26 protein-coding genes are annotated in these 26,698 nt (G+C 66.6%); 14 read left to right on the top strand and 12 right to left on the bottom strand.

From position 1 onward, the window contains the following. The 3 genes from C556_RS20910 to coaBC form a co-directional block, all read right to left on the bottom strand. Positions 1-268 (bottom strand): RHS repeat domain-containing protein (locus tag C556_RS20910; RefSeq protein WP_040431409.1); only part of this gene is annotated, 268 nt, incomplete at its 3' end. Between the two features lie 10 nt (positions 269-278). Beyond that, on the bottom strand, positions 279-2,117 hold the full coding sequence (locus tag C556_RS24345; RefSeq protein WP_505625241.1) for a DUF6531 domain-containing protein: 1,839 nt from the start codon (positions 2,115-2,117) through the stop codon (positions 279-281). 1,089 nt (positions 2,118-3,206) lie between these two features. Further along, a complete protein-coding gene (gene coaBC / locus C556_RS0116835) occupies positions 3,207-4,391 on the bottom strand; it encodes a bifunctional phosphopantothenoylcysteine decarboxylase/phosphopantothenate--cysteine ligase CoaBC (protein WP_245559267.1) in 1,185 nt (394 codons plus the stop codon). A 52-nt stretch (positions 4,392-4,443) separates the two neighbouring features. Between coaBC and radC the strand changes: the two genes are divergently transcribed. From radC to C556_RS0116820, 3 genes are all read left to right on the top strand, one after another. Next, the gene (gene radC, locus C556_RS0116830) at positions 4,444-5,118 is read left to right on the top strand and encodes a RadC family protein (RefSeq protein ID WP_018749420.1); all 675 of its coding nucleotides are present in this window, start codon (positions 4,444-4,446) and stop codon (positions 5,116-5,118) included. A 74-nt stretch (positions 5,119-5,192) separates the two neighbouring features. Next, positions 5,193-6,227 carry an SPM autocatalytic domain-containing protein gene (locus C556_RS0116825; protein ID WP_018749419.1) on the top strand — a complete coding sequence of 345 codons (1,035 nt, stop codon included), beginning with the start codon at positions 5,193-5,195 and terminating at the stop codon, positions 6,225-6,227. Between the two features lie 354 nt (positions 6,228-6,581). Then, positions 6,582-7,775 carry a branched-chain amino acid ABC transporter substrate-binding protein gene (locus C556_RS0116820; RefSeq protein ID WP_018749418.1) on the top strand — a complete coding sequence of 398 codons (1,194 nt, stop codon included), beginning with the start codon at positions 6,582-6,584 and terminating at the stop codon, positions 7,773-7,775. A 168-nt stretch (positions 7,776-7,943) separates the two neighbouring features. On the opposite strand, the gene C556_RS0116815 is transcribed toward C556_RS0116820, so the two are convergent. From C556_RS0116815 to C556_RS20905, 3 genes are all read right to left on the bottom strand, one after another. Continuing rightward, positions 7,944-8,579 (bottom strand): CoA pyrophosphatase, encoded by a 636-nt coding sequence (locus C556_RS0116815; protein WP_018749417.1) that lies wholly within the window; start codon positions 8,577-8,579, stop codon positions 7,944-7,946. Further along, on the bottom strand, positions 8,576-9,211 hold the full coding sequence (locus tag C556_RS0116810; RefSeq protein WP_018749416.1) for a trimeric intracellular cation channel family protein: 636 nt from the start codon (positions 9,209-9,211) through the stop codon (positions 8,576-8,578). The genes C556_RS0116815 and C556_RS0116810 overlap by 4 nt, the downstream gene beginning before the upstream one ends. 121 nt (positions 9,212-9,332) lie before the next feature. Further along, the gene (locus C556_RS20905) at positions 9,333-9,707 is read right to left on the bottom strand and encodes an Hpt domain-containing protein (RefSeq protein WP_018749415.1); all 375 of its coding nucleotides are present in this window, start codon (positions 9,705-9,707) and stop codon (positions 9,333-9,335) included. Positions 9,708-9,835: 128 nt separating this feature from the next. Here C556_RS20905 and metG point away from each other — a divergent pair, with 128 nt between their 5' ends. The 10 genes from metG (at position 9,836) to C556_RS0116755 (ending at position 19,878) form a co-directional block, all read left to right on the top strand. Beyond that, the gene (metG, locus tag C556_RS0116800) at positions 9,836-11,890 is read left to right on the top strand and encodes a methionine--tRNA ligase (RefSeq protein WP_018749414.1); all 2,055 of its coding nucleotides are present in this window, start codon (positions 9,836-9,838) and stop codon (positions 11,888-11,890) included. Between the two features lie 143 nt (positions 11,891-12,033). Further along, on the top strand, positions 12,034-12,171 hold the full coding sequence (locus C556_RS22495; protein ID WP_018749413.1) for a DUF3096 domain-containing protein: 138 nt from the start codon (positions 12,034-12,036) through the stop codon (positions 12,169-12,171). A 213-nt stretch (positions 12,172-12,384) separates the two neighbouring features. Further along, positions 12,385-12,873, top strand: coding sequence for an acylphosphatase (locus tag C556_RS23635; RefSeq protein ID WP_018749412.1), 489 nt, complete (start codon positions 12,385-12,387; stop codon positions 12,871-12,873). A gap of 335 nt (positions 12,874-13,208) precedes the next feature. Beyond that, a complete protein-coding gene (locus tag C556_RS0116785; protein WP_018749411.1) occupies positions 13,209-14,291 on the top strand; it encodes a hypothetical protein in 1,083 nt (360 codons plus the stop codon). A 28-nt stretch (positions 14,292-14,319) separates the two neighbouring features. Beyond that, positions 14,320-14,631 (top strand): (2Fe-2S) ferredoxin domain-containing protein, encoded by a 312-nt coding sequence (locus C556_RS0116780; protein WP_018749410.1) that lies wholly within the window; start codon positions 14,320-14,322, stop codon positions 14,629-14,631. Next, positions 14,628-15,473, top strand: coding sequence for a DUF4349 domain-containing protein (locus tag C556_RS20900; RefSeq protein WP_018749409.1), 846 nt, complete (start codon positions 14,628-14,630; stop codon positions 15,471-15,473). Before C556_RS0116780 ends, C556_RS20900 begins: the two co-directional genes overlap by 4 nt. Continuing rightward, positions 15,470-16,114, top strand: a complete 645-nt coding sequence (locus C556_RS0116770) for an alpha/beta hydrolase (protein WP_018749408.1) — start codon at positions 15,470-15,472, stop codon at positions 16,112-16,114. Before C556_RS20900 ends, C556_RS0116770 begins: the two co-directional genes overlap by 4 nt. A gap of 22 nt (positions 16,115-16,136) precedes the next feature. Beyond that, the gene (locus C556_RS0116765) at positions 16,137-16,799 is read left to right on the top strand and encodes an energy-coupling factor ABC transporter permease (RefSeq protein ID WP_018749407.1); all 663 of its coding nucleotides are present in this window, start codon (positions 16,137-16,139) and stop codon (positions 16,797-16,799) included. Positions 16,800-16,968: 169 nt separating this feature from the next. Continuing rightward, the gene (locus tag C556_RS22490) at positions 16,969-18,537 is read left to right on the top strand and encodes a sensor histidine kinase (protein ID WP_083930657.1); all 1,569 of its coding nucleotides are present in this window, start codon (positions 16,969-16,971) and stop codon (positions 18,535-18,537) included. An 87-nt stretch (positions 18,538-18,624) separates the two neighbouring features. Further along, positions 18,625-19,878: a DUF1615 domain-containing protein gene (locus C556_RS0116755; protein ID WP_018749405.1), complete on the top strand. Its 1,254-nt coding sequence runs from the start codon at positions 18,625-18,627 to the stop codon at positions 19,876-19,878. 73 nt (positions 19,879-19,951) lie between these two features. On the opposite strand, the gene C556_RS0116750 is transcribed toward C556_RS0116755, so the two are convergent. From C556_RS0116750 to C556_RS21865, 4 genes are all read right to left on the bottom strand, one after another. Further along, positions 19,952-20,371 (bottom strand): VOC family protein, encoded by a 420-nt coding sequence (locus C556_RS0116750; protein ID WP_018749404.1) that lies wholly within the window; start codon positions 20,369-20,371, stop codon positions 19,952-19,954. 93 nt (positions 20,372-20,464) lie between these two features. Beyond that, positions 20,465-20,926, bottom strand: a complete 462-nt coding sequence (locus C556_RS20895; protein ID WP_018749403.1) for a carboxymuconolactone decarboxylase family protein — start codon at positions 20,924-20,926, stop codon at positions 20,465-20,467. A gap of 56 nt (positions 20,927-20,982) precedes the next feature. Continuing rightward, entirely contained in the window at positions 20,983-21,885 is a 903-nt protein-coding gene (locus tag C556_RS0116740) for an RNA polymerase sigma-70 factor (RefSeq protein WP_018749402.1), read from the bottom strand. Positions 21,886-22,065: 180 nt separating this feature from the next. Then, complete coding sequence (locus C556_RS21865) at positions 22,066-22,851, bottom strand: hypothetical protein (protein ID WP_018749401.1); 786 nt, start codon at positions 22,849-22,851, stop codon at positions 22,066-22,068. Between the two features lie 403 nt (positions 22,852-23,254). Between C556_RS21865 and C556_RS0116730 the strand changes: the two genes are divergently transcribed. Next, the gene (locus C556_RS0116730; RefSeq protein WP_169338638.1) at positions 23,255-23,692 is read left to right on the top strand and encodes an Lrp/AsnC family transcriptional regulator; all 438 of its coding nucleotides are present in this window, start codon (positions 23,255-23,257) and stop codon (positions 23,690-23,692) included. Positions 23,693-24,549: 857 nt separating this feature from the next. Here C556_RS0116730 and C556_RS0116725 read toward each other — a convergent pair. Continuing rightward, the gene (locus C556_RS0116725) at positions 24,550-25,251 is read right to left on the bottom strand and encodes a phenylalanine--tRNA ligase beta subunit-related protein (protein ID WP_018749399.1); all 702 of its coding nucleotides are present in this window, start codon (positions 25,249-25,251) and stop codon (positions 24,550-24,552) included. A 152-nt stretch (positions 25,252-25,403) separates the two neighbouring features. Then, positions 25,404-26,633: an ATP-grasp domain-containing protein gene (locus C556_RS0116720; RefSeq protein WP_018749398.1), complete on the bottom strand. Its 1,230-nt coding sequence runs from the start codon at positions 26,631-26,633 to the stop codon at positions 25,404-25,406. Positions 26,634-26,698: the final 65 nt, after the last annotated feature.

Below are 26,698 nucleotides of genomic sequence, written 5' to 3'. Positions count from 1 at the left end.
CGAGGGCGTCGGTGCGGCGGATGCGGTTGCCGTTGGCGTCGTAGGCGAAGGTGGTCTGGTAGCCCTGGGCATCCATGATGCGTTCGAGCCGGCCGAGGGCGTCGTAGTCGTAGAAGGTGCTGACCAGCGGCTGGTGGCTGGGCAGGGCGGCGTGGGTGGCGCTGCCGAGCAGCAGGCCGGCCAGCAGCAGGGGGCGGAACAAGGCGGTGGTCATGGCGATCCCGGTGGAGGGGGTGCGGGTCATGGGGGTGGGCTGGGCGAGGGTCATGGGGTGCGCCTCACTGGGCCTGCGGGGCGCTGGGCAGGGTCTGGGCCTGCTGCACGCGCTGCTGGGCGGCGGCGAGCACGCCGGCCGGGTCGTTGCGGTCTTCGCGCTTGAGGTTGCCGGCGTTGTCCAGGGTGTAGTCGGTGCGGCTGCCGTTGCTGTGGTCGATGCCGATCAGGCGGTGCGCCGGGTCGTAGCGGTAGGCCAGCCAGCTGCCGTCGGGCAGGGTCACTTTGCTGAGCAGGCCGGTGGGCAGGTAGTCGAAGCTGGTGGTTTCGCTGTCGGTGGTGCGGGTCTTGAGGCGCTGGCGCAGGTCGTAGCTGAAGCTGGTGCCGACGCCGTTGGGCTCGACCATGCTCAGCGGGTTGCCGTGCGGGTCGTAGGGGCCGTAGCGGGTGATCTGGTTCAGCGGGTTGGTGACGGTGGCGAGGTTGCCCTGGGCGTCGTAGGTATAGCGGGTGACCTTGCCGCGGGCGTCGGTGGCGGTGTCGAGCAGGCCGTTGGCAAGGTAGCTCCAGCTCTGGGTGCGGCTGACGCCGTCGGCGGTGACCTTTTTGCTGAGCAGGTTGCCGTTGGGGTCGTAGCTGAATTCGGTGACACGGCCCGGTTCGGTGAGGGTGGCCGGCAGGCGCAGGGTGGGATGCCAGGTGGTGGTGATGGTGCGGGCCTGGGGGGTGCCGGCGGCTTCGGTGCGTGCTGTTTCACGCCAACTATTGGCTTCGTAGCTATATGTATTTTTGACCCCATTGAAATCCAGGCGGGTCAAAGCATTGCCAAGATCATCGTACGTGACGGTTTTGATGTCCCTACGGGGGTCCGCCGGGCAAGGAGCTGATGCACTGGTCCGCAACCAGCGACCATTTTTGTCTTGTCGATATTCATAAGTACGAGCCTTTCCCAAAGGGTCGGTTATGACTGAAGTGATTAGCGGGCCAGAAGGACTGGATGTTCGTCTATAAGTCAAACTGTATTTGTCAGTATCGCCGGCATGTACGGACAAAATCGCACGCCCTGTACTATCGTAAGTCCAAGAAGCATATTCGATGCCACTTTCATCAACGATACCCGCCAATAGAAAAGCTTCATTATAAGGAACATAGCGATACTGCCTAGAAGTGCCATCCGCATAAATCACTTCCGATAGATACCCCTCGTCGTTATAACGATACTCAACCTGGGCAACTCCCAAAACATTGCGGACAGCAACGATCTTTCCCGGATTCTGGCCAGCAAGATCGATTGAAAAAGTGTTTCCGAATGAATCGGAAAAACCGGAAACCCTGTTTTTTGCCTGATATTGAAAATTTAACTGGTAGCCAGAGCGGTAGCGCAACGATGTGATATCGCCGTCCACGTTGAATCCAGAAACGACTCCGTCTGCATCAACCAGAACCCAACCATTAAGTTTGGTGGCATTTTTAATTACAGTTATTTCTGCCCCGGGAGCTGCCGCAGACCAATAAACTCCCGTCGACTGGCCATTCTGCAAGCGTTGAACAAATTGTATATCGCTCCCATTGTCGCGAACCAAGACCAGCCCGCTATGGTTACGTTCAATCCGGGTCAGCAGCCCCAGGCTCCAACCTCTCCCTAGCAAACCATCGCTATGGGCTTGGCTATTGTATCGCCGCACGATCTCGAACCCAGGCCGGAACCGGAAATCTCTTTCCAGTTGGGTTTTATTACCCGTAGCCCCAAATATCGGGTTTGTGCCATTGCATTCCTCAATGCCATTATTGACCGGATATTCCGGCCAGACTGTTACACAGCGCTGAGTAACATCATCAAATTTTTGGTTATTCTGGCACAGTGCAAAATAAAGCCCGCTTTCGCAAGGAGCTGTGACTTTCATTGACCCATCGCTTTTTCTGTACCCCTTATAGCTGATGCCGTAATTACCACTGGTCTCAAGTATACAAGTCCCTTCGAAAACCCGATATTCATCTGCTCCGGCGGCGATGAGTTCGCGGTTGAAATTATCAATGCCGGCCTGTCCAGCTGCCTCGGGGGTTCTATAAACCGTTTTCCCATTGACATACCAGTAATAGGCTTCAGCAGAAAAAGCATATGGCAAGAAGGCAACGACAAGACAAGCCACCGCGAACTTAACAAGTTTTATTTCAATAGGCATGGAGAGTTTTCTTCTTATTCAATTTAGGAATATTTATCATCAGCAAATTTCCGCGCGCACCACACACACAATTTCAAATCGCAACGCGATTCGATTTAATGATATCTGGGCCAGCAATAGGCAATGGGTGCAACGGATCCGATGTTTTTGTAGTAGTGAGGAAGAGCCTCGTCAGAGGCTTGCAAGTTTAACCCATTAACGGGTGCACCATCGCACGCATGCGCGCCAAAGCTCGCTGCTACGTGCGCGAAACGCAGCAGTGTGCAGTTAGGGTTCGCCATGCAAGTTAACCTCGCCGCCACATTGCACACATCGACCACTGCGTCCTTCACCCGAAGGGGGACCGCCAACACTGAGGGGCCTGCCTCGCTATCGGCTCTTGCGCCGCGCCGTCGAGGCATGACCCCAATGCATCCCCCGCCTAAAGCTCAGCAGCATCACCGCCAGCATGTACTGCCGCAACGCCCCGGCTAGGCCGTGGAACCGGTGCCGTGGTGGAAGAGAGGGCCTGGAGTCTTCCCGCATACCCCAACAGCCAGTCCTGGAGCCGGGCAGCATTGATCTTCAAACGTGGGATGCGCGAAAGCGTAGGTCGGATGGCAGCACCAAGCCCACCATATGGTCCTCGCTATGCAAGCCGTACGACAGAACAAGCCAGCTAGCGGACCAACCTGAGGAAAGGCGAAGGCCGGTTGAGCTGAAGCCAATGCGCCTCGCTCGGTGGGAGATCGCCTGTTTCGTTCGACCCACCTCGCCTGCTTACCAGCCTTCGCCCGTCGGAATGACGTTTCGCGCTACGCAAGCCCCGGTTCAACGCTCGCCATACAACCGCGCCACATGGGCGATCAGTTGCCGCGCCACTTCCAGCTTGGGGCCGCGTGGCAGGCGGTGCTGGCCTTGGTCGTCCAGCAGGATCACTTCGTTGTCGTCCGCGCCCATCGCCTGCTGCACCAGGTTGGCCACCAGCAGCGGCAACTGCTTGCGGTGGCGCTTGGCCTCGGCGTATTCGAGCAGGTTCTCCGATTCGGCGGCGAAGCCCACGCAGAACGGCGGGTTGTCGCCGCACGCCACCCGCGCCAGGATGTCCGGGTTGGGCGCCAGTTCCAGCGTCAGGATGTGCGCATCCTTCTTGATCTTGTGTTCGCTCTGGTTGAGCACGTAGTAGTCGGCCACCGCCGCCACGGCGATGAAGATGTCGGTGCCGCGCAGTTCGGCCTCGACCGCGCCGAGCATCTCCTCGGCCGAGCGTACATCGATGCGGCGGCAGCCGATCGGCGTGGGCAGCGGTGTTTCGCCGGCCACCAGCGTCACCTCGGCGCCCGCCTCCCACGCGGCGCGCGCCACGGCGAAGCCCATCTTGCCCGAGCTGGTGTTGGTGATGCCGCGCACCGCGTCGATGCGCTCGAAGGTGGGCCCGGCAGTCAGCAGCACCCGGCATCCGGCCAGGGGCTTGGGCTGGAACCATGCCTCCAGCCGCTGCATGATCTCCTCGGGCTCCAGCATCCGCCCCTCGCCCACCTCGCCGCAGGCCTGGTCGCCGCTGGCCGGGCCGAGCACCGCGACGCCGTCGGCGCGCAGCTGCGCCACGTTGCGCTGGTTGGGCGCGTTCTCCCACATCTGGCGGTTCATCGCCGGCGCCACCAGCAACGGGCATTCGCGTGCGGCAATCAATGTACTGAGCAGGTCGTCGCACAGGCCGTGCGCCACCTTGGCGATCAGGTCGGCGGTGGCCGGCGCCACCAGCACCGCCCGCGCGCCACGGGTGAGGTTGATGTGCGCCATGTTGTTGTCCGGACGCGCATCCCATTGGTCGGTGAATACCGGGTTGCCGGACAGCGCCTGGAACGTCACCGGCGTGACGAAGCGCGTCGCCGCCTCGGTCATCACCACGTGCACGTCCCAACCGGCCTTGACCATCAGGCGGGTCAGCTCGGCCGCCTTGTAGGCCGCGACACCACCCGACACCCCCAACACAATGCGTGTTTGTTTATGCACTGACATTCTCTATACCGAGAGGACTTGGATTCCCCTGGAGTTTAAAGCAAACATGTCCATCACCGATTGGCCCGAAACCGAGCGCCCGCGCGAACGCATGCTGCGGCACGGCGCCCGCGCCCTCTCCGATGCCGAGCTGCTAGCCATTCTGCTGCGCACCGGCCAGCCCGGCGCCAGCGCGGTGGACCAGGGGCGGCTGCTGATCCGGCGCTTCGGTTCGCTCAACGGCGTGTTCGCCGCGGATCATCGCGTCTTCGTGGCGCTACCGGGCATGGGCCAGGCCAAGTATGCACAGATGCAGGCAGTGCAGGAGATCGGCCGACGCCTGATCGGCGAACAACTGCACCGTGCCGATGCCCTCGATTCGCCCGCCGCGGTACGCGAATACCTGTCGCTCTGTCTGCGCGGGCGCGATGTGGAAATCTTCCTGACACTATTTCTTAATAACTCCAACCAGATCATCGCCGTCGAACAACTGGCCCAGGGCACGGTGTCCGAAACCCGGGTCTACCCGCGCGAGGTCGCGCGCCGTGCGCTGATGCACAACGCCACCTCGGTGATCGTGGCGCATAACCATCCGTCGGGCCGGGCCTCGTTCTCCGAGGCGGACATCCGCCTTACCCAGATGCTGCGCCAAGCACTCGAGCTGTTGGAAATCAGGTTGTTGGACCACTTCGTTATCGCCGGACATGAAGTGCTGTCGTTGGCCGAGCGCGGCAAGCTCTAGTACAACGTGCTCAAGAATGGTGCACAGCGGCCGATGGGAACGGTACCCCTCCCTATCCCATCGGACGAGTCGCCATGCGCATCATCAATTCCAAGGTCGATCTCAGCGTCGAGCGTACCGCGTTCAACAAACAGGAAACGACGATCTCCATCCGCACCGGCGCCAACCCCGCCCCCACGCCCCAGCCCCCGGCCGATGCCAAGCAGGAGGGCACCGCAGGCCAGGAGAAAGTGACGCTGTCGTCGCCCCGCACCAGCCGCACCCAATCCAGCAGCGGCCCCTACCCCAACCGCCTGGACTGGCGCATCGAGCTGCTGCGGCGCCTGCTCGAATCGATCACCGGCCGCCCGGTCAAGCTTTCCGATTTCGACGGCGAAGCAGCGCAGGCGCAGTCGCAACAGGCCGCAGCACAACCGCCGATACAGGGTGGCGGCGGTGGTGTATCGATGGAGTTCCGCCATGTGGCCGAGGAATTCGAATCCGCCACCTACCGTGCGGATGGCCTGGTCAAGACCTCCGACGGGCGCGAAATCAGCTTCAACGCCGAGCTGATGCTCAGCCGCAGCTTCCGCCAGGAAACCACCGTCACCATCGGCAACCGCCCCGCCGCCCAGCCGCGCATGTGCGATCCGCTGGTGATCAATTTCGACGGCACCTCGGCGCAGTTGTCGGCCCAGACCTTCGCCTTCGACCTGGATGCCGACGGCAAGCAGGAGAACATCTCGCAGCTCAAGCACGGCAGCGGCTTCCTGGCGCTGGACAAGAACGGCGATGGCGTGATCAACGACGGCTCCGAGCTGTTCGGCACCAAGTCGGGCGACGGCTTCGCCGACCTGGCGATCTACGACGGCGACAAGAATGGCTGGATCGACGAAGGCGACGCGATCTGGGGCCAGTTGCGGGTGTGGATCAAGGACGATGCCGGCAACGATCGCATGCTCAACCTGACCGAGCTGGGCGTGGGGGCCATCTACCTGGGCAGCGCGCGCGGCGATTTCACCCTGAAGGACGACGCCAACAACACGCTGGGCCAGGTGCGCTCGTCCGGGGTCTGGCTGTCCGAGACCGGCGGCGGCGGGGTGATCCAACACGTGGATCTGGCCATCTGACATCGCCCCAGCTGAAAACCGATTCTTTTCACCACCACCGCCCTGGCCCTTGCCGGGGCGGTGCCGTTTCAAGGTGCGCCCGCACCAATTCCGTGCCTTGCCCACCCCGCTATTCATTGCTGCGTTTTAAACAGTTTGCTGGGTTTTCAACGTTTTTGGTCGTGAAATCCGCAGGCCGTCCAGCCCGCTTCAAATGGGTGTTGGATTTGCGTGGCATGCGGGAAAGGCTGTATTTGACAGCGTTTCTTGCCGCTCCCCATTATCCAGTGATTATCGGATGGCCCACCCGTTGGCCGGGATTAGCCCGATATACCCAAGAGTGCAAACGCATCCAAGAGATAGGGGAATACACAGATGAGCATCGCGCGTTACAGCCTGATCGCGGCCGCCGTCCTGGCGCTGACCGCTTGCGGCAAACAACAGCCCGCCGCCGAGCAAGGCGCGGCCAGCGCAGCACCCGCGGCCTCTGCCGAATCGTCCGGCGGCGATACCGTGAAAATCGGTCATGCCGCGCCGCTGACCGGCAATATCGCCCACCTCGGCAAGGACAACGAATACGGCGTGAAGCTCGCCATCGACGAAATCAACGCCGCCGGCGGCGCCGATATCGGTGGCAAGAAAGTGAAATTCGAACTGGTGTCCGAGGACGACCAGGCCGACCCCAAGACCGCTACCACGCTGGCGCAACGTTTCGTCGACCAGAAAGTGGTCGGCGTGATCGGCCATTTGAATTCCGGCACCACCATTCCGGCTTCCAAGATCTATTCCGATGCCGGCATCCCGCAGGTCTCCCCGTCGGCCACCGCCGTCGCCTATACCGCCCAGGGCTTCAAGACCGCCTTCCGCGTGATGGCCAACGACGCGCAACAAGGCAAGGTGCTGGGCGAATACGCGGTGAAGAAGATCGGTGCCAAGAAAGTGGCCATCATCGACGACCGCACCGCCTACGGCCAGGGCCTGGCCGACGAGTTCGAGAAATCGGTCAAGGCCAGCGGCGGCGAAGTGGTGAAGCGTGAATTCACCACCAACCAGGAAACCGACTTCAACGCCATCCTCACCAACATCAAGGGCGCCAAGCCCGATCTGGTGTTCTACGGCGGCATGGACGCGCAGGCCGCGCCGCTGAAAAAGCAGGCCGCCAAGCTGGGCATCACCGCCAAGTTCCTCAGCGGCGACGGCAGCATGACGCCCGAGTTCATCAAGCTGGCCGGCGCCGATGCGGAAGGCCAGATCTCGTCGATGCCCGGCCAGCCGAAGGAACAGATGCCCGGCGGCAAGGAGTTCCTGACCAAGTTCAAGGACACCTACGGCGTGGAAGTGCAGCTGTACGCGGCCTACTGCTACGACGCGGCCAAGGTGATGGTCGAGGCGATGAAGAAGGCCGGCTCCACCGAGCCCGCCAAGTATCTGCCCGAACTGGCCAAGACCGACTACCAGGGCGTGACCGGCCGCATCACCTTCGACGAGAAGGGCGACCTGAAGAACGGCGCGATCACGCTCTACACCGTGAAGAACGGCAAGTGGGACGTGCTGGAAGTGGTGAACTGACCGCCTCCATCGCCCAGCGACAAGCCGGGTCAGGGCAACCTGATCGGGTTTGAGGCCGCAGCCTTATAAGCGACGGCCGATTGCACGACGGCGCCCCTCGGGGCGCCGTCACTCGTTTGCAGACAGCGGATCTACCCAGCGCCGCCGGGAAGGCGCTGTCGGGCGCGCTCAGCGCTGGAGCAGATCGCGCGGCTGACCGCTGGCGCCCAGTGCGCTGGCCAGCATCAGCAGCATGCCGGCGGTGGCCCCCCACACGGTGCGCCCTTCGCATTCGGTGAAGTACGAGGCGCCACGGATGCCCCGCCGCTCCACCGGGCGGCGCTCGTAGCGCGCCGGCTGCATCAGCGGCGCGAACGGCAGCTCGAACGCGGCGGCCACTTCGCCGGGGTCGGGGCTCAGCGCAAAGCCCGGCTCGACCACGCCCACCACCGGAATCACCCGGTAGCCGCTGATGGTCACGTAGGCCCCCAACTGCCCCACCACCGCCACCCGCGCCGGCTCCAGGCCGATCTCCTCCTGCGCTTCGCGCAACGCGGCGGCGGGCGCGTCTTCGTCCTCGTCCTCGATCCGTCCGCCGGGAAAGCTGATCTGTCCGGCATGTTGCGACAGGTGCGCGGCGCGCTCGGTGAGGATGATGCCCGCGCCGTCGGGATGCGCCACCACCGCGATCAGCACCGCCGCCGGCGTGACGGCGGTGAGCCCGTTCCAGTCGGCGGCATCGGCGCGTGGGGCGCGGGCCAGGCGTGTCGCCAGCCAGTCGTGCCAGTCCGCCGGGCCGCGCAGGTGATCGTAGTAGTCGCTCATTCGTCGAACCGGGGCAGTTTGAAGTCGCGGGTGTGCGCCACCAGTCGCACCGCCAGGCAGCCGCCGAACAGCAGCCACAGCGACCAGGGGTTCATCAGGCCGAATCGCGCCAGCACGTAGGCCAGGATGGCGGTCAGGATCGCCACCGTGCCGTAGAAGTCCTCATGCAGGATGAAGGGCACGTCGTTCACCATCATGTCGCGCACCAGTCCGCCCCCCACCGCGGTGACGAAGGCCAGGATGCACACGCCGAACAGGTTGAGCTGCAACTCCAGCCCCACCTGCGCGCCGGCGATGCTGAACGCCACCAGCCCGATCGAGTCGGCGACGATGAACAGCTTGTAGAGCAGGCCCTTGTTGCGCTGGTGCAGCTTGAGCGCCCAGGAGACGAACAGCGCGCCGAAGATGCTGTACAGCGGCGCGGCGTCGAGGAACACGCGCGGCACGCGGTTGACCAGCACGTCGCGGATCATCCCGCCGCCGATGGCGGTCAGCAGCGCCAGGATCAGCACCCCCAGCAGGTCGAAGCGTTTGCGCGCGCCGATCAGGTAGCCGGAAAACGCGAACGCGGCGGTGCCGATATGGGAGAACCAGTCGAAATCGAGGGGAGAGACGAAATCCAGGGGCTGCATGTTCGAGGGCGCAAAGGCGAAACCGGCATTTTAGGCTGTATCGACCGCCGGTTTCACCACGGCATGGACGTCGGGACGAGGACGCCGCGAGGCATGCGCCCCGCGCGGAAACCGCCGGGCTTCAGTGCAGGCGCAAGCCCGACAACAGGCCCAGCGACAATTGCCGCACCTGGCCGAACGACGATTCGGCATCGCCCAGCAAGCCCTGGCGGCCGGCCATCTCGATATCGCGGCAGCTGCTGGCCAGGCGCTGGGCGCCCAGTTGCAGCGCGGCGCCCTTCAACTTGTGCGACAGGTTGATGATCTCGTCGGCATCGCCCGCCGCCAGCGCCGGCGGCAGTGTCTGCAAGGTTTCCTGCAACAGCGGCAGAAACGCGGCCACCAGTTCGGCGCGCAGGTCCATGCCCACCTGGCGATGCAATTGCGCCAGCATGGCGTCCACGCTGGCCACCTCCAGGGCGATGGTCTGGGCGTCGATGAGGGACTCGCGCGGCATGGGGGACTCCGTCAGGAACTGGCTTGCTGATCGGCTCACTATACCGTTGTAAGAAATCGGGCGTCACGGTCGAGGCGACGGGCTGCGGTATAATCGCCCGATTCGTCGCCGAACGCCCGGAAACCCGCATGCCACGCAAGATTCTCGTCACCTCCGCCCTGCCTTACGCCAACGGCGCCATTCATCTTGGCCACCTGGTCGAATACATCCAGACCGATATCTGGGTGCGCTTCATGAAGCTGCGCGGCCACACCTGTCACTACGTGTGCGCCGACGACACCCATGGCACGCCGGTGATGCTGCGCGCCGAGAAGGAAGGCATCAGCCCCGAGGCACTGATCGAGCGCGTCCACGGCGAGCACCTGCGCGACTTCACCGGCTTCCTGGTCGGCTTCGACAACTACTACAGCACCAACAGCGAAGAGAACCGCGAGTACTCGTACCGCGTGTATCGCGCGCTGCGCGACAACGGCAAGATCGCCAGCCGCACCATCAGCCAGCTTTACGACCCGGTGAAGAACATGTTCCTGCCGGATCGCTTCGTGAAGGGCGAATGCCCCAAGTGCGGCGCCAAGGATCAATACGGCGACAACTGCGAAGTGTGCGGCACCACCTACAGCCCCACCGACCTGAAGAACCCGTACTCGGTGGTGTCCGGCGCCGCGCCGGTGCTGCGCGATTCGGAGCACTTCTTCTTCAAGCTGGGCGAGTGCGAATCGTTCCTGCGCGACTGGACGCGCGGTAGCGAGACCGTCGGCGGCATGGCCCGCCCGCGCCTGCAGGAAGGCGCCGCCAACAAGATGCAGGAATGGTTCGAGGCCGGCCTCAACGACTGGGACATCAGCCGCGACGCGCCCTACTTCGGCTTCGAGATCCCGGACGCGCCGGGCAAGTACTTCTACGTGTGGCTGGACGCCCCGGTCGGCTACATGGCCAGCCACCGCAACCTGTGCGACCGCCTGGGCCTGGATTTCGACGAGTACTGGGCCAAGGATTCCACCGCCGAGCTGTATCACTTCATCGGCAAGGACATCCTGTACTTCCACGCGCTGTTCTGGCCGGCGATGCTGGAATACAGCGGCTTCCGCACCCCTACCGGCATCAATGCCCACGGCTTCCTCACCGTGGACGGCGCCAAGATGAGCAAGAGCCGCGGCACCTTCATCACCGCCGAATCGTACCTGCGCCACCTCAACCCCGAATGGCTGCGCTATTACTTCGCCGCCAAGCTGGGCAGCGCCATCGAGGACATCGACCTCAACCTGGACGATTTCGTCGCCCGGGTGAACAGCGACCTGATCGGCAAGTACGTCAACATCGCCAGCCGCGCCGCAGGTTTCATCAGCAAGCGCTTCGACGGCCGCCTCGCCGCCGACCTGGGCGACGCCCCGTTGATCGCCCGCCTGCAAGCCGCCGCCGAGCCCATCGCCGAATGGTTCGAAGCCCGCGAGTACGGCCGCGCGCTGCGCGAGATCATGCTGCTCACCGACGAGGTGAACCAGTTCGTCGACGCCAACAAGCCGTGGGAAATGGCCAAGCAGGAAGGCCGCGATGCCGAGCTGCAACGCGTGTGCTCGGTGCTGATCAACGCGTTCCGCCTGCTGACCATCTACCTGAAACCGGTGCTGCCCAAGCTGGCCGCCGACGTCGAAGCGTTCCTGCAAGTGCAACCGCTGACCTGGGCCGACGCGCAAACCCTGTTGCGCGATCACGCGATCGCGCCGTACCAGCACCTGATGACCCGGATCGACCCCAAGGCGGTGCAGGCGATGGTCGAGGAGAACAAGCAGACGCTGGCCCCCGCCGAGGCAGCCCCCGCGCAGGCCGCCGCGCCGGCCTATGAGATCCCACCGATCGCCGAGACCATCGGCATCGACGACTTCATGAAGATCGACCTGCGCGTGGCGAAGATCATCGAGGCCAAGGCGGTCGAGGGTGCCGACAAGCTGGTGTCGCTGACGCTGGACATCGGTAGCGAGACGCGCCACGTGTTCGCCGGCATCAAGTCGGCCTACGCGCCGGAAGCGCTGGTCGGCCGCATGACGGTGATGGTCGCCAACCTGGCGCCGCGCAAGATGAAGTTCGGCGTGAGCGAAGGCATGGTGCTGGCCGCCGGCGGCGACGGCGGGTTGTACATCCTCAGCCCGGATTCGGGCGCGCAGCCGGGCATGCGGGTGAAGTGATCCGCCCCTGCGGCGAATCGCGCCTGAGGCCGATCCGCCCCACGCAAAACGAAAATGCGACGCCGCGGCGTCGCATTTTTTACGTCGGCGCCGCGTGGCGCGCTGCTAGGCTGCAAACATCCCAAGACCCGCTGGAGACCGCCATGCAGCTCAATCTCGCCATCGCCCCGCTCGTTTCGCTGATCGCCGGCATCCTCATCCTGGCCATGCCGCGCTTGCTCAACTACATCATTGCCCTCTATCTCATCATTATCGGCCTCGTCGGATTGTTCGGGCATTGAGCGGCCGATAACCCCTCCTGGCAGCAGCGCGAGAACTTGTCGTACTCCACGCGCCGCCCGCGTTTCGCACCGCTCGCCAGGACCGTTTCGCAGGGTTTTGTCAGCCGCTCCAAGCCCGTACCGCGCAGGCCCCGCGCGGTACCGACCGCCGCGCCGCCAGCGCCCGCCCAGGGCGCTTCGTTGAGCCAGACTGCCATCCGAAGGAAGAACATCATGGGACGCTTCGTCGCGAACACCCTGTCCGAGCCGCTACGCCTGTTCCTCGCCGCCACGTTCAGCCGTGGCCCGCGCAAATTGCCGTGGGCAGACACCGGACCGGATCGCTACCCTGAAACGATGCCCGCGACCAGCGGGCAGGCCGGACACACGCTGCACGACGGCGCGCCCCGCGAACCGTTCCGCAGCGTCTGCGATGGGGAAACCGAGATGATTGCCAGAAAACTACGGATCCGCGGCCGGGTACAGGGCGTGGGCTTCCGCTATTCCGCCTGGCTGGAGGCCAAGCGCCTGGACGTGGCCGGCTGGGTGCGCAACCGCGACGACGGCAGCGTCGAGCTGTTCCTGCAAGGCGACGCCGCCGCGGTCGCCAAGGTGGAGGATTGGGCGCATCGCGGCCCGAATGCGGCGTATGTCGAAAGCGTGGAAGGCGAGGATTGCGCGCTGGAGGATTGCGCCGGCTTCCAGGAGCGTTCCACCGTCTGAGAGCCTGTTCAAGCTCTGAGCACGGGTGGCTACGGCCGGGATGGCCATGTGGAACGACGGGCCAAAAAAAACCCGGAACACGTCCGGGTTTCAAACAACATCTACAAAGGAGAAACTATCAAGACGCACCTTGCTGCATCCCAACAGAGCTTTCAATTTAACGGATTTGATGCAGGATGGTCAATCAATTCAAGGCATTGCGGGCCGAACGGCGTGCAATGCAACCATATGTGACGCTTTGTGCCTGAATTTAGAACGGCGTCATACGACGGGCGGCACCCACCCTTTCGCCACTGCGTATAATCGCCTTTTTCCAGTTTGGCCCTCCCCCGCGCATGTACCTGCCCGACCCCCGCCTCTACCCCCGCGTCAATCCGCAGAACCCGGTGATCCGGGCGCTGATGTCCTATCTCACCGAGACCGATGCCGCTGCCGCGGCCGGCAAGCACGACGCACTGGCGCAGCAGGTGCGCGAGCTGCTGGCAACGCATGACCACTACGCGCTCAACGGCGCGCTGACCCAGGCGCCATCGCAGGAAGCCTACAAGGCGCTGTGGCAGGTGCTGCGCAACGAGGTCGAGACACCGCCGGCCGGCGCGGCGTCGTGGGCCGTGCCGTTCGTGCTGCCCATCGTGCTGGTGGCCGGCGCGCGCGGTCAAACCACGTTGCCCGGCCGGGTGGACGGCGATGCCGTGCTGGCGTTGCTGCGCCAACACGGCGTGATCGCGCCCGACGCCGAATGCCGGCTGTCCGGCGCGCTGGTGCATCCGGGCGACCTCGCCGCGGTCAACCCGGCGACGCTGGCCGACTGGCGCGATCCGGCGCAGGCCGAGGCCATCGGCCGGGTGGTGCGTGAAGCGCCGGTGTCATTCAAGGACGAAGGCGTGTTCCTGCGTTTCCTGGTCGGCAGCGCGATCCAGCAGCGCGACGCCGCGCCGGCGATCCGCCTCGGCGGCCAGGTGGGCGCCTGGGGCATGCCGCTGGCGCAGGCCATCGGCGACGCGCTCAAGCTGGACGGCCTGACGCTGTTCGCCATTCCGCGCGTACCGCAAAGCTGGCTGGCCGCGCAGGAGGCCGCGCGCGTCACCCACCTGGAAACGCGATTGCAGGTCGCCGCCAGCAACGCCCTGCGCAGCATCCGCAGCAAGGGCCGCACCCCGGTGGCCACCATCGCCGCGCACGAGGGTGGCGAGATCCGCATCACCTTCTCCAGCCTGGAGGACGCCGAGCGCTGGGAAGGCTTCGTCTGGCCGCTGGCGCCGCTGGACAGCGCCGAGCACGTGCGCGACTTCGCCGACGCGCTGTTCCGCGAATGCCAGCTCGACGACATCCGCGTGATCGACACGGTGCAGCCGGACAAGGATGGCGAGCTGCCGTTCTTCGTCACCGCGCACTATCTTCCCAAGCCCCATCACTGAGCGCCGCCGCGCGCATCGAGGACGACCGATGAGCTATTACCGCCACCACGTGTTCTTCTGTCTGAACGAGCGCCCGGAGGGCGAGCGCCAGAGCTGCAACCGCTGCGGCGCCAGCGAGATGCAGGGCTACGCCAAGGACCGCATCAAGCAACTGAAGCTGGCCGGCCCCGGCCAGGTGCGCATCAACAAGGCCGGCTGCCTGGATCGCTGCGAGGAAGGCCCGGTGATGGTGATCTACCCGGAAGAAACCTGGTACACCTACGTGGATCGCGCCGACATCGACGAGATCATCGAAGAGCATCTGGTGCACGGACGCGTGGTGGAGCGGCTGAAGCTATGACACGCGTCCTGCTCCCGTTGCTGCTGGCCGCGGCGCTGGTCGCCTGCGGCAAGAAGGAGGAAGCCCCCGTCGCCTATGGCGGCAACGCCGTGGTGTCCGCCGCAGCCGAGGCGACCGACGCCGCCGGCGCCGCACCGCAGGCCGCGCCCAAGCGTCATATCGCCGTGCGTCACGCCCTCACCGTCGAAACCGCGCCGGACCGGCTGGACGCCGCCTGGCAGGCGGCCCAGGCGCGCTGCGTCGAACCGACGTGCGAACTGCTCTCCGCCAATCTGCAACGCGACAGCGACTACTCGCCCGGCGTGGCGCAACTGTCGCTGCGCATCGCACCGGGCGCGGTGACGGGCTACCTTGCCGCGCTGGGCCAGCAGGGCCGGGTGGTGTCGCAATCGACCGAGCGCGAGGACAAGACCGACGAGGTGATCGACACCGAGGCACGTCTGAAGAACCTGGCGCAGTTGCGCGACAACCTGCGCCAGATGCTGGACAGCCACAACGCCAAGCTGGAGGAACTGCTGGCGGTGCAGAAAGAGCTGGCGGCCACCCAGGCCCAGCTCGACGCCGCCGCCGGGCAGCGCCTGGCGCTGGCCAACCAGACCGAAAAAGTACGCATCGACGTCGAATTGCGCGCCGCGCGCTCGGTGGCCGAGCGCAGCGTGCTGATGCCGCTGGCCGACGCCTGGCACGACATCGGCCACAACTTCATGCAGAGCGTGGCCGCCCTGCTCACCTTCGCCGCCGTGGCACTGCCGTGGCTGCTGGTGCTGTGGCTGCCGCTGCGCTGGGTGCTCAAGCGCCGCCGCCTGCGCCGCCAACGCCGCGCCGGGAGCGACGCGCCATGAACGCCGCCCGCAAGGCCCCCGCCTTCCAGCCGCTCGACATCGCCGGCCCCGCCGGCCGGCTGGAATGCCTGAAGCTGGAATCCGCCCTCGACGACACGCGCGGCATCGTGCTGGTCGCCCACCCCAACCCCACCGAGGGCGGCACCTTCACCAACAAGATCGTGCACACGCTGGCCAAGACCATGAGCCGCCTGGGCTACGTGGCCTATTGCCCCAACCTGCGCGGCGTCGGCAATTCCGAGGGCACGCACAGCCGCGGCGAGCACGAGCCGGACGACATGGCCGCCGTGCTGGCCCAGGCGCGCGCCGAAAACCCCGGCGTCGGCCGCGTGGTGCTGGCGGGCTTCTCCTTCGGCACGCTGGTGCAGAGCCGGCTGCGGCAACGGCTGGGCGACGACGAAGTCGCCGGCATGATCCTGGTCGGCCCGGCGGTCAGCCGCTACGACTTCCCGACCGTGCCGCCCGACACCGTGGTGATCCACGGCGAGCAGGACGAGGTCATCAGCCTGAGCGCGGTGCTGGACTGGGCGCGTCCGCAACACCTGCCGGTGCTGGTGGTGCCCGGCGTCGGCCATTTCTTCCACGGCCGGCTGACCCAGCTGGGGCAACTGGTCGAGCGGGAGTGGCGCTGCCGCGCTTGAGCGGTATCCACGGGCGGGGCCGATGAACCTGATCGCCGAGCACTTTCCCGATTCCTGGCTGCTGGCCGGCTGGCTGCTCACGCTGTGGTGCCTGCTGCATGCCGCGCGGCGCGTGCCGTGGCTGACGCTGCGGCAATCCGAACTGACCGCGTGGTTCGGCGCCACGGTGGTGGTGCTGGTGCTGTGGCAGTTCAAGGCGCAGTTGCAGCCGGGCATCGCCTTCCACTTGGTGGGCGCCACCGCGCTGACGCTGATCGCCGGGCCGGAGCGCGCACGGTTGGGGCTGGCGGTGGCACTGGCGGCCGACGCCGCGCAGGGCGACGGGCAATGGGCCAGCCTGGGCCTGTCGTGGCTGGTGATCGCCGGCCTGCCCACCACGCTGACCGCGGCGCTGCTGCGGCTGGCGCAGCGGCGGCTGCCGGCCAACTACTTCGTCTACATCTTTCTCAACTGCTTCGCCGCCGGCGCGCTGTCGATGTGGGCGGTGGGGCTGGCGGGCTGCGCGCTGCTGGCGCTGGCCGGCGCCTACCCGGCCGCCTTCCTGTTCGAGGAGCAGTTCCCGTACTACTTCCTGATGGGCTGGCCGGAAGCCTTTCTCACCGGCATCCACCTGACGCTGCTGGTGGTCTACCGCCCGCAGTGGGTCCGCACCTTCGACGATCGTTTCTACCTTTGGCGCAAGTAGCGCCGTCCTGCGACGCGGCCCGACCGACCGACGACACGCAACGGTTCCCGCCAACCGCGCATCGCATCGTCGCGCGCCGGTAGTCGGCCCCTCCCAAAGACCTGCCCGCCTTGCGGCCCGACGCGCTCAAGCTGTGGTGTCAGATCGCCCTGGCGCTGGTCTACATTGGATGCAACGTCCAGCCCGTCGCCCGCCCATGCACAGCATCCGCTTCCGTCTCAACTTCCTGCTGATCGTCACCGTCACCCTCGCCCTGGCCATCTCCGGTGCCTACAACTACTACACCGGCGAGCGGCGGCTGACCGACGAGATGCAGGAGCGCGAAAGTACCCTGCGCGCGCGGCTGGAGACCGTGCTGCCGGGGCAGATCTGGAATTTCGACGAAGGGCAGCTCATCAACACCCTCCAGGCCGAGATGGGCTGGCCCGACCTGGTCTACCTCGGGGTATTCGATCCGCCCCAACTGGCCATCGCCCGCGCGCGCGACGGCAACCGGATCGTGGTCGGCACCACCTCGCCGCCGCCCGGCTCGTCGTCGCTGGAGATCGAGTACGAGGGCCGTCACATCGGCACCGTGTACTACAAGACCTCGAAGGAACGGGTCGAGCAGCGGCTGCAAGGCGTGATCCACCGCAAGATCGTCGAGATCATCGTGGTCGACGCCATCATCATCACCGTGCTGGCGCTGGGGCTGTCGCTCGTCGCACTGCGCCCGCTGTCCAGGCTGCGGGCGGTGCTCGACCGCATGGCGCAGCAGCAGCACGAGGATTTCTCGCTGCTCGAATTGCAGGATCTGGGCAAGCGGCGCGACGAACTGGCCGACGTGGGCAACAGCGTGGTCCGCATCGCCATGCGCCTGATGGACGAACTGGAGGACCGCAAGCTGGCCGAGGCGACCATCCGCGACGCCAAGCGCGAGGTGGAGGACGCCTACCGCCAGCTCAAGGCCACCCAGGCCAGCCTGGTGCAGTCGGAAAAGATGGCCTCGCTGGGCGGGCTGGTCGCCGGCGTGGCGCACGAGGTGAACACCCCCGTGGGGGTGATCCTCACCAGCGCCTCGGTGCTGGCCGAAGAGACCGGCGCCTTCCGCGAGCGCGTCGAGGCCGGGCAGGTGAAGAAATCCGACCTGCTGGCGTACTGCGGCACCGCCAGCGATTCCGCCACGCTGATCCTCAACAACGCCGAGCGCGCCGCATCGCTGATCCAGAGCTTCAAGCGCGTGGCGGTGGACCAGGCGTCCGAGGCGCGCCGCACCTTCGAATTGCGCCAGTACCTCGGCGAGATCGTTACCAGCCTGACCCCGGCGCTGCACCGGCGACCGATCGAGATCAAGCTGGATTGCCCCAAGCCCATCGAAATGGACGGCTTTCCCGGCGCGCTGTCGCAGATCGTCACCAACCTGCTGACCAACACCCTGGCGCACGCCTTCGACGACGACGAAGCCGGCACCGTCACCCTGACCGCCAGCAGCGAGGGCGACGTGGTGACGCTGGTATTCGCCGACGACGGGCGCGGCATCCCGCTCCAGCATCTGCCCAAGGTGTTCGATCCGTTCTTCACCACCCGGCGCGGTCTGGGCGGCAGCGGCCTGGGGCTGCACGTGGTCTACAACCTGGTGACCCAGACCCTGGGCGGCGAGATCGTGGTGCAGAGCGAAGTCGGCCAGGGCACCACCTTCTTCATCCTGCTGCCGCGCGTGGCGCCGCTGCGGGGCGGCAAGGACGAGCAGGCCGCATGAGGGCCGACCGTCGGTGAAAACAAACCGTTGCACCGTGCCCGCGCCGCCGCTGTAAGCTGCGCGCTTCCCCGCCCCATCGGTCACGCCATGCCCCGCCTGCCCCTGCTCGCCGCCCTGCTGTCGCTCCTGGCCGGTTGTGCCACCACCCCGCCCTCGCCCGCCCCGGCCCCCGCACCGCAGCCCCAGGCCGCCTCGGAACCCGCCGGCATGGCCGCATCGCAGCCGGCCGCCGAGGTTGCCAGCGAACCGCAGGCCACAACGGCCAGCGAGCCGGTGGAAGTGGCCGTCCCCACCCCGCCGCCCAGCTCCGCGCCGCGCCGCCTGAGCGAAGCCGAGGGCCGCGCGCTGCTGGAACGCCTGCTGCCGCCGAAGATGCCCGACCGCGCGGGCTGGACCGACGACATCCTCGACGCCTTCACCGCGCTGAAGATCCCCTACAGCGCGGAATACTTCTGCGCCTCGGCCGCGGTGATCGAACAGGAATCCAGCTGGCAGGGCGACCCCGGCGTGCCCGGCCTGCCCGCCATCGTCTGGAAAGCCATCGACGAGCGCGCGTCGCGCTACCACGTGCCGCTGACGGTGGTGAAGGCCGCCCTGCTCAAGCCCTCGCCCACCGGCGCCAGCTACAAGCAGCGCATCGACACGCTCTCCACCGAGCGCCAGATGAACGACCTGTTCGAGGACATGGCGCGCGAGGCCAGCAACCTGGGCCTGCCGCTCAATATGCGCAACCCGATCCGCACCGGCGGGCCGATGCAGGTCAGCGTGGAGTTCGCCGAGAACCACGTGCGCGCCTGGCCCTATCCCTACGCCAAGCGCGGCAGCGTGCGCCAGCAGGTGTTCACCCGCCGCGGCGGCACCTATTTCGGCATCGCCAACCTGCTGCACTACCCCGCGCCCTACAGCGAGATGATCTACCGCTTCGCCGACTACAACGCCGGGCGCTACGCCAGCCGCAACGTGGCCTTCCAGCAGGCGGTGGAACGGCTCACCGGCAAGCAGCTGTCGCTCGACGGCGACCTGCTGCGCTACCAGAACGGGCGCCCGGTGGGCACCAGCGACAGCCAGGCCGCGCTGTACACGCTGGGCGAGCGCCTCAAGCTGTCGCGCGAGGCGATGCTGCGCGACCTGCAACAGGAAAAGATGTCCGGCTTCGGCAACAGCGAGACCTACAAGCGCGTGTTCGCGCTTGCCGACGCCGCCGCCGGCAAGCCATTGCCGCGCGCCGCGCTGCCGCAGATCCGACTCAAGAGCCCCAAGATCACCCGCAAGCTGACCACCGAGTGGTTCGCCGAGCGCGTCAACGGCCGCTACCAGACCTGCCTGGCACGCCGTCCCTGAACAGGTCGCCAGAATGGACAAGGGCCGGCATGCGCCGGCCCTTGCTCATCGTGCAGGAGCACGACCGTGGCGCTCAGGGATCGATCAGTTCGCCGTTGACCATCCACAGCGTGCCGAAACGATCGGTCAGCATGCCGAAGGCGCCGGCCCAGTAGGTGCGCTGCATCGGCATGGTCACCTGCCCGCCGACGGCCAGCGCGTCGAACACCCGCTGCGCCTCGTCGATGCCGGGGTAGATCAGCGACAGCGAAAAGCCCTTGATGCCCTCGTAGGGCATGCCCGGCGGGCAATCGGACCCCATCAGCCGCTGCCCCTCGGCGAACACCAGCCGCGCGTGCAGGATGCGCGCATCCTCGTCGGCCGACGCCTCGCCATCGCCGAGGGCATCGGCCTGGGTGGTCATGCTCAGCGTGCCGCCGAACACGCTTTCGTAGAAGCGCATCGCGGCGGCGCACTCGCCGTCGAAGACAAGGTAGGCATTCAATTGGGGCATGGCGGTTCCGGGTTGGCACGATAACCGGAATCTAGCACCTGCTCTGGTCGCGCGCCGCCGGTTCGCGCTTCCCGGCGACCTTGCCGGCGCGGCTCAGGCCGGCGCCGCCGGGTTCCGCGCCACCTGGCTGTGCAGCGGGATCGCCATGCGATTCCAGGCATTCATCAGCGCGATGGTGAAGGTCAGCTCGGCGCGGGCGCGTTCGTCGAAATGCGGCACCAGCGCGGCATAGTCCTCGTCGCGCCCGTGCTGCGCCAGCGAAGTCACCGCCTCGGCCCAGGCCAGCGCCGCACGCTCGGCCTCGTCGTAGAAATCGACCTCGTGCCAGGTGACCACGCTGTTCACCCATTGCCAGTCGTGGCCCAGCGCCAGCAGGCGGCGCGCGTGCATGTCGACGCAATAGGCGCAGCCGTTGAGCTGCGAGACACGCAGGTTGACCAGTTCGATCAGCGATTCGCCCAGCACGCCGGACTGGAGCGTGGCGGTGGTGGCAAGCAACGCCTGATAGGTTTCGCGCGCGGCGCTGCGGTAGGCGGTGGGGGGATTCAGGGACATGACGGGCTCCGGTTGGCGGCCGGCAACCGCGCCGGCCTGCCCCTTAGACGCAGCGCCTAGACCGCTTGTGACAGCGCGCCGTCGATGCCGATCAGGCCCGCCAGCTTTTCCGGGTTGCGGATGGCGTACAGCGCGTGGATGCGCTCGCCGTCGCCAACCACCGAATAGGCGGTGACCAACTGACCATTCAGCCAGTGCAGCAGCCCCGGTTCGCCGTTGAATTCGACGATGCGGAACGCCTCGCGCATCTGGCTGCGCTGGCGCGCCAGCACGTGATAGAGCCGTGCGATCCGCGCCGCGCCCTGTAGCGGCCGCAGCGCGGCCACCGCCTTGCCGCCGCCGTCGGACACCAGCACCGCGTCGTCGGCGAACAGGGCGCGCAGCGTGTCGAGCCCACCGCCGCGCGCCGCCTCGGCGAAACGCGCCAGCAACGCGCGGTGGTGCTCCGGGGTGATCGCGAAGCGCGGCCGGCCGGCGCGCACCCGCTCGCGGGCGCGGTGCACCATCTGCCGGCACGCCGCCTCGCTCTTGCCCAACATCGCGGCGATCTCGCGGTAGTCGTTGTCGAACACCTCGTGCAGCAGGAAGGCCGCACGCTCCTCCACGCCCAGCCGCTCCAGCACCGCGAGGAAGGCCACCGACACGTCCTGGGCGAACTCGTACTGCTGGTCGGGGCCGGGCTGGGAACCCGGCAGTGCATCCAATGCGATCGGCTCCGCCAGCCAGGGACCGACGTAATGCGCGCGCTCGCGTTGCGCCGCGCGCAGGCGGTCGATGGCGGCGCGGGTGGTCACCGTCACCAGCCACGCCTCGGCGGAATCGAGCGCGGCGGGCGCGGCATCGTGCCAGCGCAGGTAGACATCCTGCACCACATCCTCGGCCTCGGCACGGGTGCCGAGCATGCGATAGGCGAGCGCGAACAGGCGCGGGCGGTGGGTTTCGAATTGGCGGTGCGGCAAGGATGGCTCCGGACGAAAAGCGGCTGGCAAAGCCCGGCCAAACGGTCCTGGCAACCCGCGCGGCACGCCAGTACGGCAAACGAGCGCGACGCGGTCAGGAGCGCTTTGTTGATCGGGCGACCCCGCCCAGACGTGCGGGATCGCCCGATTGTGACAGGCCGCCGACGCGCGGCGCCCGGATCACGCCTTGTCGGCCACGCCGCCGGCCGCCTGGTCCTGGCCGACGTTGGCCAGGTTCACGTAGCGGTCGCCGCCGGGCAGGTTCTTCAACTTCAACGACAGGTCGCCCAGGAGCTTGAGCAGATCGTCGCTGCCATCCTGCCGGGGCAGCAGCATGCTGAACGGCTGGCGCACCGGCGTGCCGGAAAGCTGACTGAGCAGGTCGCCGGCGGTGCCGGGGAAGTAGCTGCGCAGGTCGTTGGCCGGCGATGTCTGGCCGTCCGCGTCGTCCTGCGGCAGCTGCCGTTGCGCGCCCTGGGCGCCGCTGCTGCTGGCGTAGGCGGCCTCCTGGATCGACTGGTAGCGGACTTCGATCTCGAAATCGAACACCCGGCCGTCGGCGGTGGTGAGCTTGCCGCGGCCGACGAAGGAGCTGGCGTCCTCCAGCCGGAACGCGGCGGCCTGGCTGGCGCCCTGGGCGCCGCGGCTGTCGTAGGTGGCCATGCTGGCGGTGGATTGGGCCGCCAGTTCGAACGAATCGAAATCGACTTTCATGCCCTTGGCCTGATCGCCGAACAGTTGCTCGGCGAAGCTGCCGAGGAACTGCTGCGCCATGTCCAGCGTGGCCTGGCCCAACTGGCCCACGCGCCGGCCGATGGCGCTGTCCGACGGCTGCGCGGCGGCCAGCAGGCTGTCCAGCCCCTGGGTGGTGGAGGCGGCCCCGCTGCGGCCGGCCTGGCTGGTGCCGGCGCGCGGGTAGTTCTGGAGCGCAGTGGGGAGGCTGCCGGTGGTGGATGGCGTTTTCATGGCGGTATTCCAATACGGGACAATCCGTTATCGGCGCAATCGGGCCGGGCTTGAATGGCATTGCGTCGGTTGGGATCGCCCGGCAAGGCCAAGGTTGCAGCTCATCCTGGCACATCGCCGACAGCCGGGAACGGAAAGCTTTCAGCCGGCCACGACGTTGTGATAAACATGCGTGCCGGGGCGGCGCTGCGCAGGGTCGCCATCGGGGCCACCAACAGGAGCATGCGGGGATGAATGCCGGGAACGCGCGCAAGGCACAGGCGCAATGGAGCGTGCCGCCACCGACCGGTCGCCGGCCGGCGCTCGCCTGACGCGCGCGATGGCCTCCCGCTTCGTACCCGTGCTCGGCCACTCCGCCGAGATCATTCCGTTTCCCGCTGAACGAGCCCCCACCCAAGGCGAAATGAAGAAGATCGACGATATCGACGTAAAGATCCTGGAGATCCTGTCGGAGGACGCGCGCGCCTCCATCTCCGAGATCGGCCGGCGCATCCACAAGTCGCGCACCGCCGTCGAGGCGCGCATCGCGCGCATGGAGCAGGCGCACATCATCCGGGGTTACCGCGTGATCCTGGGGGAACAGGGCCCGCGCGTCGGCCCCGCCAACGAAGCGTTCCTGATCATCCGCCATTCCGGCGGCAGCGATTGCCACATCATCTGGAACGAGATCAAGGAATACCCCAACGTGGTCGAGTGCCATTCGCTGTTCGGCCCGCTCGACCTCATCGTGAAGATGCGCTACGCCCAGTTCGAGGAGCTGATGGCGATGAAGGAGCATCTGAACGGCATCAGCGAAGTGCGCGAAGTGACGATTTGTCCGGTGCTCAAAACCTGGTCTTAGCGCCTGGGGTTCCTGTCGACTCCGGTGATGGATCGTACTGAGGCAAGCCCCCGGCAAAGCCGGGGGCGTGTTGTTTCTGGTTTGCCGGCAACGGCGCTCTCTGGATCGATTCCACTCCCCCCGCCCTCGCCGCCGCGAGGGGGCCTCGCTTTGCTCGGGGCGCGTTGGCATGCGCCGGTGTTGTCGCCAACGCCTCCACCGATGGCAAGCCCCCGGCGGAGCCGGGCGCATAGCGACCTCTGTCTGCCAGCCACGACCCTATCCTGATTCACCCCGACTCCCCCCGCCCTCGCCGCAGGAGCCTTGATGGCTGGAACACGCAAATGGGAGCACAACCCGCATCGGGCCCCCGGCAAAGCCGGGGACTTGGCAACAGTGGTTCGCCAACACCGGCTCCCTTGATCGATTCCACTCCCCCCGCCCTCGCCGCCGCGAGGGAGCCTCGCTTCGCTCGAGTGCATTGGCAGGCGTCGGTGCCGGTTGCTGACGCCGCCACCGATGGCCAGCCTGGGTAAAGGCGGGGGCGATGCTTGGTCGAGCTGCCGGCGACGGCGCTCCCTGATCGATTCCGCTCCCGGCGGCTTCCCCATGCAAAAAAGGCCGACCCGTTGCCAGGTCGGCCAAGCGTCGCCGCAGAAAAACTCTTTACCGGGGAAGCGGTCTCGTCGCGTGCCGCGCTGGGGCGAATCGACCTTCAAACGCGGGATGCGTTGGTCGGTGGGCCGGATGGCTGCGCGAAGCGCGGCGCGGCAGATAGCCCTCCTCTCTGCAAGCCGTGCGACAAAGCAGACATCGGCCCACGGACCAACCCGCAGGGAAGGACTTCCTTCGCACCCGCGTTTGAAGGTCGATTCGCCCTATGCCGCATCCAGTTCCTGGCGCTTGCGATCGATGAGGGTGGGCAGTACCGAGAACACGCTGCCGGGGTTGGTTTCGGCCAGCAGGTCGGCCGCGCGCCGCGCCACGTTGTAGTTGTAGCGATAGCTGGTGTGCTGGTGCCCCAGCACCACCAGGATCACCTCGCGCGCCTGCTCGTCGATCTTGAACTGGTCGGCGTCGGCATCCAGCGCGCCGATGGTGGCCAGCGCCCTGCCCTCCACCGAGTACACCAGCGAACCGGGCGCCACCCGCTTGGCCTTGCGCGAGAACAGCGGGGTGATGGTTTCGCCGCCGCTGGCGATGTCGATCTCCAGGCAGCCGTCCAGGCCGCCCACCGCGTGGCCGCCGATGCTGGCGCCGAACAGCAGCGCCGCGGCGTTGTAGGCATCGACCACGTTGTTGATCAGGCGCGGGCCGCTGCTCATGAAGTGGTGGATCAGCCGCTCGTTGGCCGGACGGGTGCCGGTGAAACCCAGCTGGTGCAGCTGCTGCTGGTAACCGGCGATCTCGGGACGCAGCATGAAGTGCTCCCGGTCGTCGACGATGTGCTGCAACGCGCCCAGCAGGTGGCGCTCGTAATGCCGGGTCTGGAACACGGTCACGCCCGAGATGCGCGCGACACAGGCGTTGGCCACGCCGGCCGCGGCGGCGGCCGCGGAAATATGGACTTGTTCGATCATCGTGGACTCCTGAAAACCTGTTACGGATGTGCAACCGTTGCCGCGGCGCGGGCGCCCGGGCCGACTTGGCGCGGCTGGCAAAACCCAGCCAGGCGGTCCCGGCGGGAAGCGCGAAACGCGCGACGCGGCCGGGAGGGTCTGGTCAGCCGCGTCTAGACGGCCGCCAGCGTGCGGCAGCTCTTGTCGTCGATATCCAGTTGCTCGGGAATGGGGCTGGCCAGCCAGACGATGCCGGGGCACGTGGCCAGGTCCACCGTCGGCACCATGCGCTCGCCCTGCGAGATGAAGATGCGGTGGCCGCGGTACGACGGCAGTTGCCGCAGGTTGGCTTCGTAGACCGGCGAGGGACCGGGGTAGATGCCTTCCCTGCGGCCGATCAGGAACACGATGCGCCCGTACTGCCGGCGCTGCGCCTCCAGCTTGTCGATCGGCCGCCCCAGGTAGGCGTCCACCGCCAGCTCCAGCAGATTGGGGCTGTAGCAATCGCCGAACAGCGCGGGCGCCACGCCGCCGTGCATGCGCGCGCCGGCCTCGATCATCACCGGGCCGTCGTCGCTCCAGATCAGCTCCATGTGCAGCGGGCCGACCGTCAGTTGCAGCGCGGCGGCGGCTTCGCGGGCGTAGTCCAGCAGCGGCGCGTAACGGGCGTCGTGCGGGTCCAGCGCCTCCAGGCCGGCGTAGACGAAGCGGGCGCCGTTGCATTCCACCTTGTCGTAGACGCACACCGACGCCACGGTGTAGCCGCCGGCGTGGGCCACCAGGTCCACCACGTATTCCGGGCCTTCGACGAAGGGCTGCACCACGAAGCCGCGGTTCACTTCGCCCAGGTCGTTCACCTGGCCCCAGGCCGAATCGCGCAGCGCCTGGCGCGCGCCTTCGCGGCCGTGGGCGAAACGCACGCCGTCGGTGCTCGCCGAGTTCACCGGCTTGACCACGTAGGCGATCTCTTCCAGATCCGCCGTGGCCTGGTCGATGCGCTCGGGGTTGTGGATGAACAGCGACGGGATATGGCGCAGCCCGGCGGCGGCCAGCGCCTGCTGCATCGGGTATTTGTCGCGGCGCAGCGCGGTGCTGGCGGCCGGGTTGCCGGGCAGGCCCAGCCGTTCGGCCAACGCGTCGGCGGCGGCGACCGCCATCTCGCAGCCGGCCACCACCGCCACCGCGCGCGCCGCGCCGAACTGCGCCAGTGCTTCGTCGATATCGAACAGCCGCCCGTCCAGGAACCCCGCCGGCTGGAAGCCGCGGGCGAAGCGCGCCGAGATGTGCGGCGACGAACGCACCGCCACGCAGGGATAGCCCAGGCTGACGAAGCGGGGCGCATACAGCGTGCCGCTGGAGAACGGGTCGACGACGATCACGTACTGGTCTTGGAGCGGAATCATGGCTCTCTCGTTGGAATTCTGGAAAAAAACGCCGCCGGCACGGATCACGCCGGCGGCAAGAGGGG

The organism is Chitiniphilus shinanonensis DSM 23277, from assembly GCF_000374805.1.
GTDB lineage: Bacteria > Pseudomonadota > Gammaproteobacteria > Burkholderiales > Chitinibacteraceae > Chitiniphilus > Chitiniphilus shinanonensis.
Note: the sequence above shows the minus strand (reverse complement) of the source record. Positions and strands in the feature narration are given on the sequence as shown.

Coding starts and splice junctions, on each gene's coding strand:
- C556_RS0116825 (WP_018749419.1), top strand. CDS start 5,193: ATGCGCATCATCAATTCCAAGGTCGATCTCAGCGTCGAGCGTACCGCG.
- C556_RS0116785 (WP_018749411.1), top strand. CDS start 13,209: ATGTACCTGCCCGACCCCCGCCTCTACCCCCGCGTCAATCCGCAGAAC.
- radC (WP_018749420.1), top strand. CDS start 4,444: ATGTCCATCACCGATTGGCCCGAAACCGAGCGCCCGCGCGAACGCATG.
- C556_RS22490 (WP_083930657.1), top strand. CDS start 16,969: ATGCAACGTCCAGCCCGTCGCCCGCCCATGCACAGCATCCGCTTCCGT.
- C556_RS0116755 (WP_018749405.1), top strand. CDS start 18,625: ATGCCCCGCCTGCCCCTGCTCGCCGCCCTGCTGTCGCTCCTGGCCGGT.
- metG (WP_018749414.1), top strand. CDS start 9,836: ATGCCACGCAAGATTCTCGTCACCTCCGCCCTGCCTTACGCCAACGGC.
- C556_RS0116780 (WP_018749410.1), top strand. CDS start 14,320: ATGAGCTATTACCGCCACCACGTGTTCTTCTGTCTGAACGAGCGCCCG.
- C556_RS22495 (WP_018749413.1), top strand. CDS start 12,034: ATGCAGCTCAATCTCGCCATCGCCCCGCTCGTTTCGCTGATCGCCGGC.
- C556_RS23635 (WP_018749412.1), top strand. CDS start 12,385: ATGGGACGCTTCGTCGCGAACACCCTGTCCGAGCCGCTACGCCTGTTC.
- C556_RS24345 (WP_505625241.1), bottom strand. CDS start 2,117: ATGAAAGTCACAGCTCCTTGCGAAAGCGGGCTTTATTTTGCACTGTGC.
- C556_RS0116820 (WP_018749418.1), top strand. CDS start 6,582: ATGAGCATCGCGCGTTACAGCCTGATCGCGGCCGCCGTCCTGGCGCTG.
- C556_RS0116765 (WP_018749407.1), top strand. CDS start 16,137: ATGAACCTGATCGCCGAGCACTTTCCCGATTCCTGGCTGCTGGCCGGC.
- C556_RS20895 (WP_018749403.1), bottom strand. CDS start 20,926: ATGTCCCTGAATCCCCCCACCGCCTACCGCAGCGCCGCGCGCGAAACC.
- C556_RS21865 (WP_018749401.1), bottom strand. CDS start 22,851: ATGAAAACGCCATCCACCACCGGCAGCCTCCCCACTGCGCTCCAGAAC.
- C556_RS0116720 (WP_018749398.1), bottom strand. CDS start 26,633: ATGATTCCGCTCCAAGACCAGTACGTGATCGTCGTCGACCCGTTCTCC.
- C556_RS0116725 (WP_018749399.1), bottom strand. CDS start 25,251: ATGATCGAACAAGTCCATATTTCCGCGGCCGCCGCCGCGGCCGGCGTG.
- C556_RS0116810 (WP_018749416.1), bottom strand. CDS start 9,211: ATGCAGCCCCTGGATTTCGTCTCTCCCCTCGATTTCGACTGGTTCTCC.
- C556_RS20905 (WP_018749415.1), bottom strand. CDS start 9,707: ATGCCGCGCGAGTCCCTCATCGACGCCCAGACCATCGCCCTGGAGGTG.
- C556_RS0116815 (WP_018749417.1), bottom strand. CDS start 8,579: ATGAGCGACTACTACGATCACCTGCGCGGCCCGGCGGACTGGCACGAC.
- C556_RS0116770 (WP_018749408.1), top strand. CDS start 15,470: ATGAACGCCGCCCGCAAGGCCCCCGCCTTCCAGCCGCTCGACATCGCC.
- C556_RS0116750 (WP_018749404.1), bottom strand. CDS start 20,371: ATGCCCCAATTGAATGCCTACCTTGTCTTCGACGGCGAGTGCGCCGCC.
- C556_RS20900 (WP_018749409.1), top strand. CDS start 14,628: ATGACACGCGTCCTGCTCCCGTTGCTGCTGGCCGCGGCGCTGGTCGCC.
- C556_RS0116730 (WP_169338638.1), top strand. CDS start 23,255: ATGAAGAAGATCGACGATATCGACGTAAAGATCCTGGAGATCCTGTCG.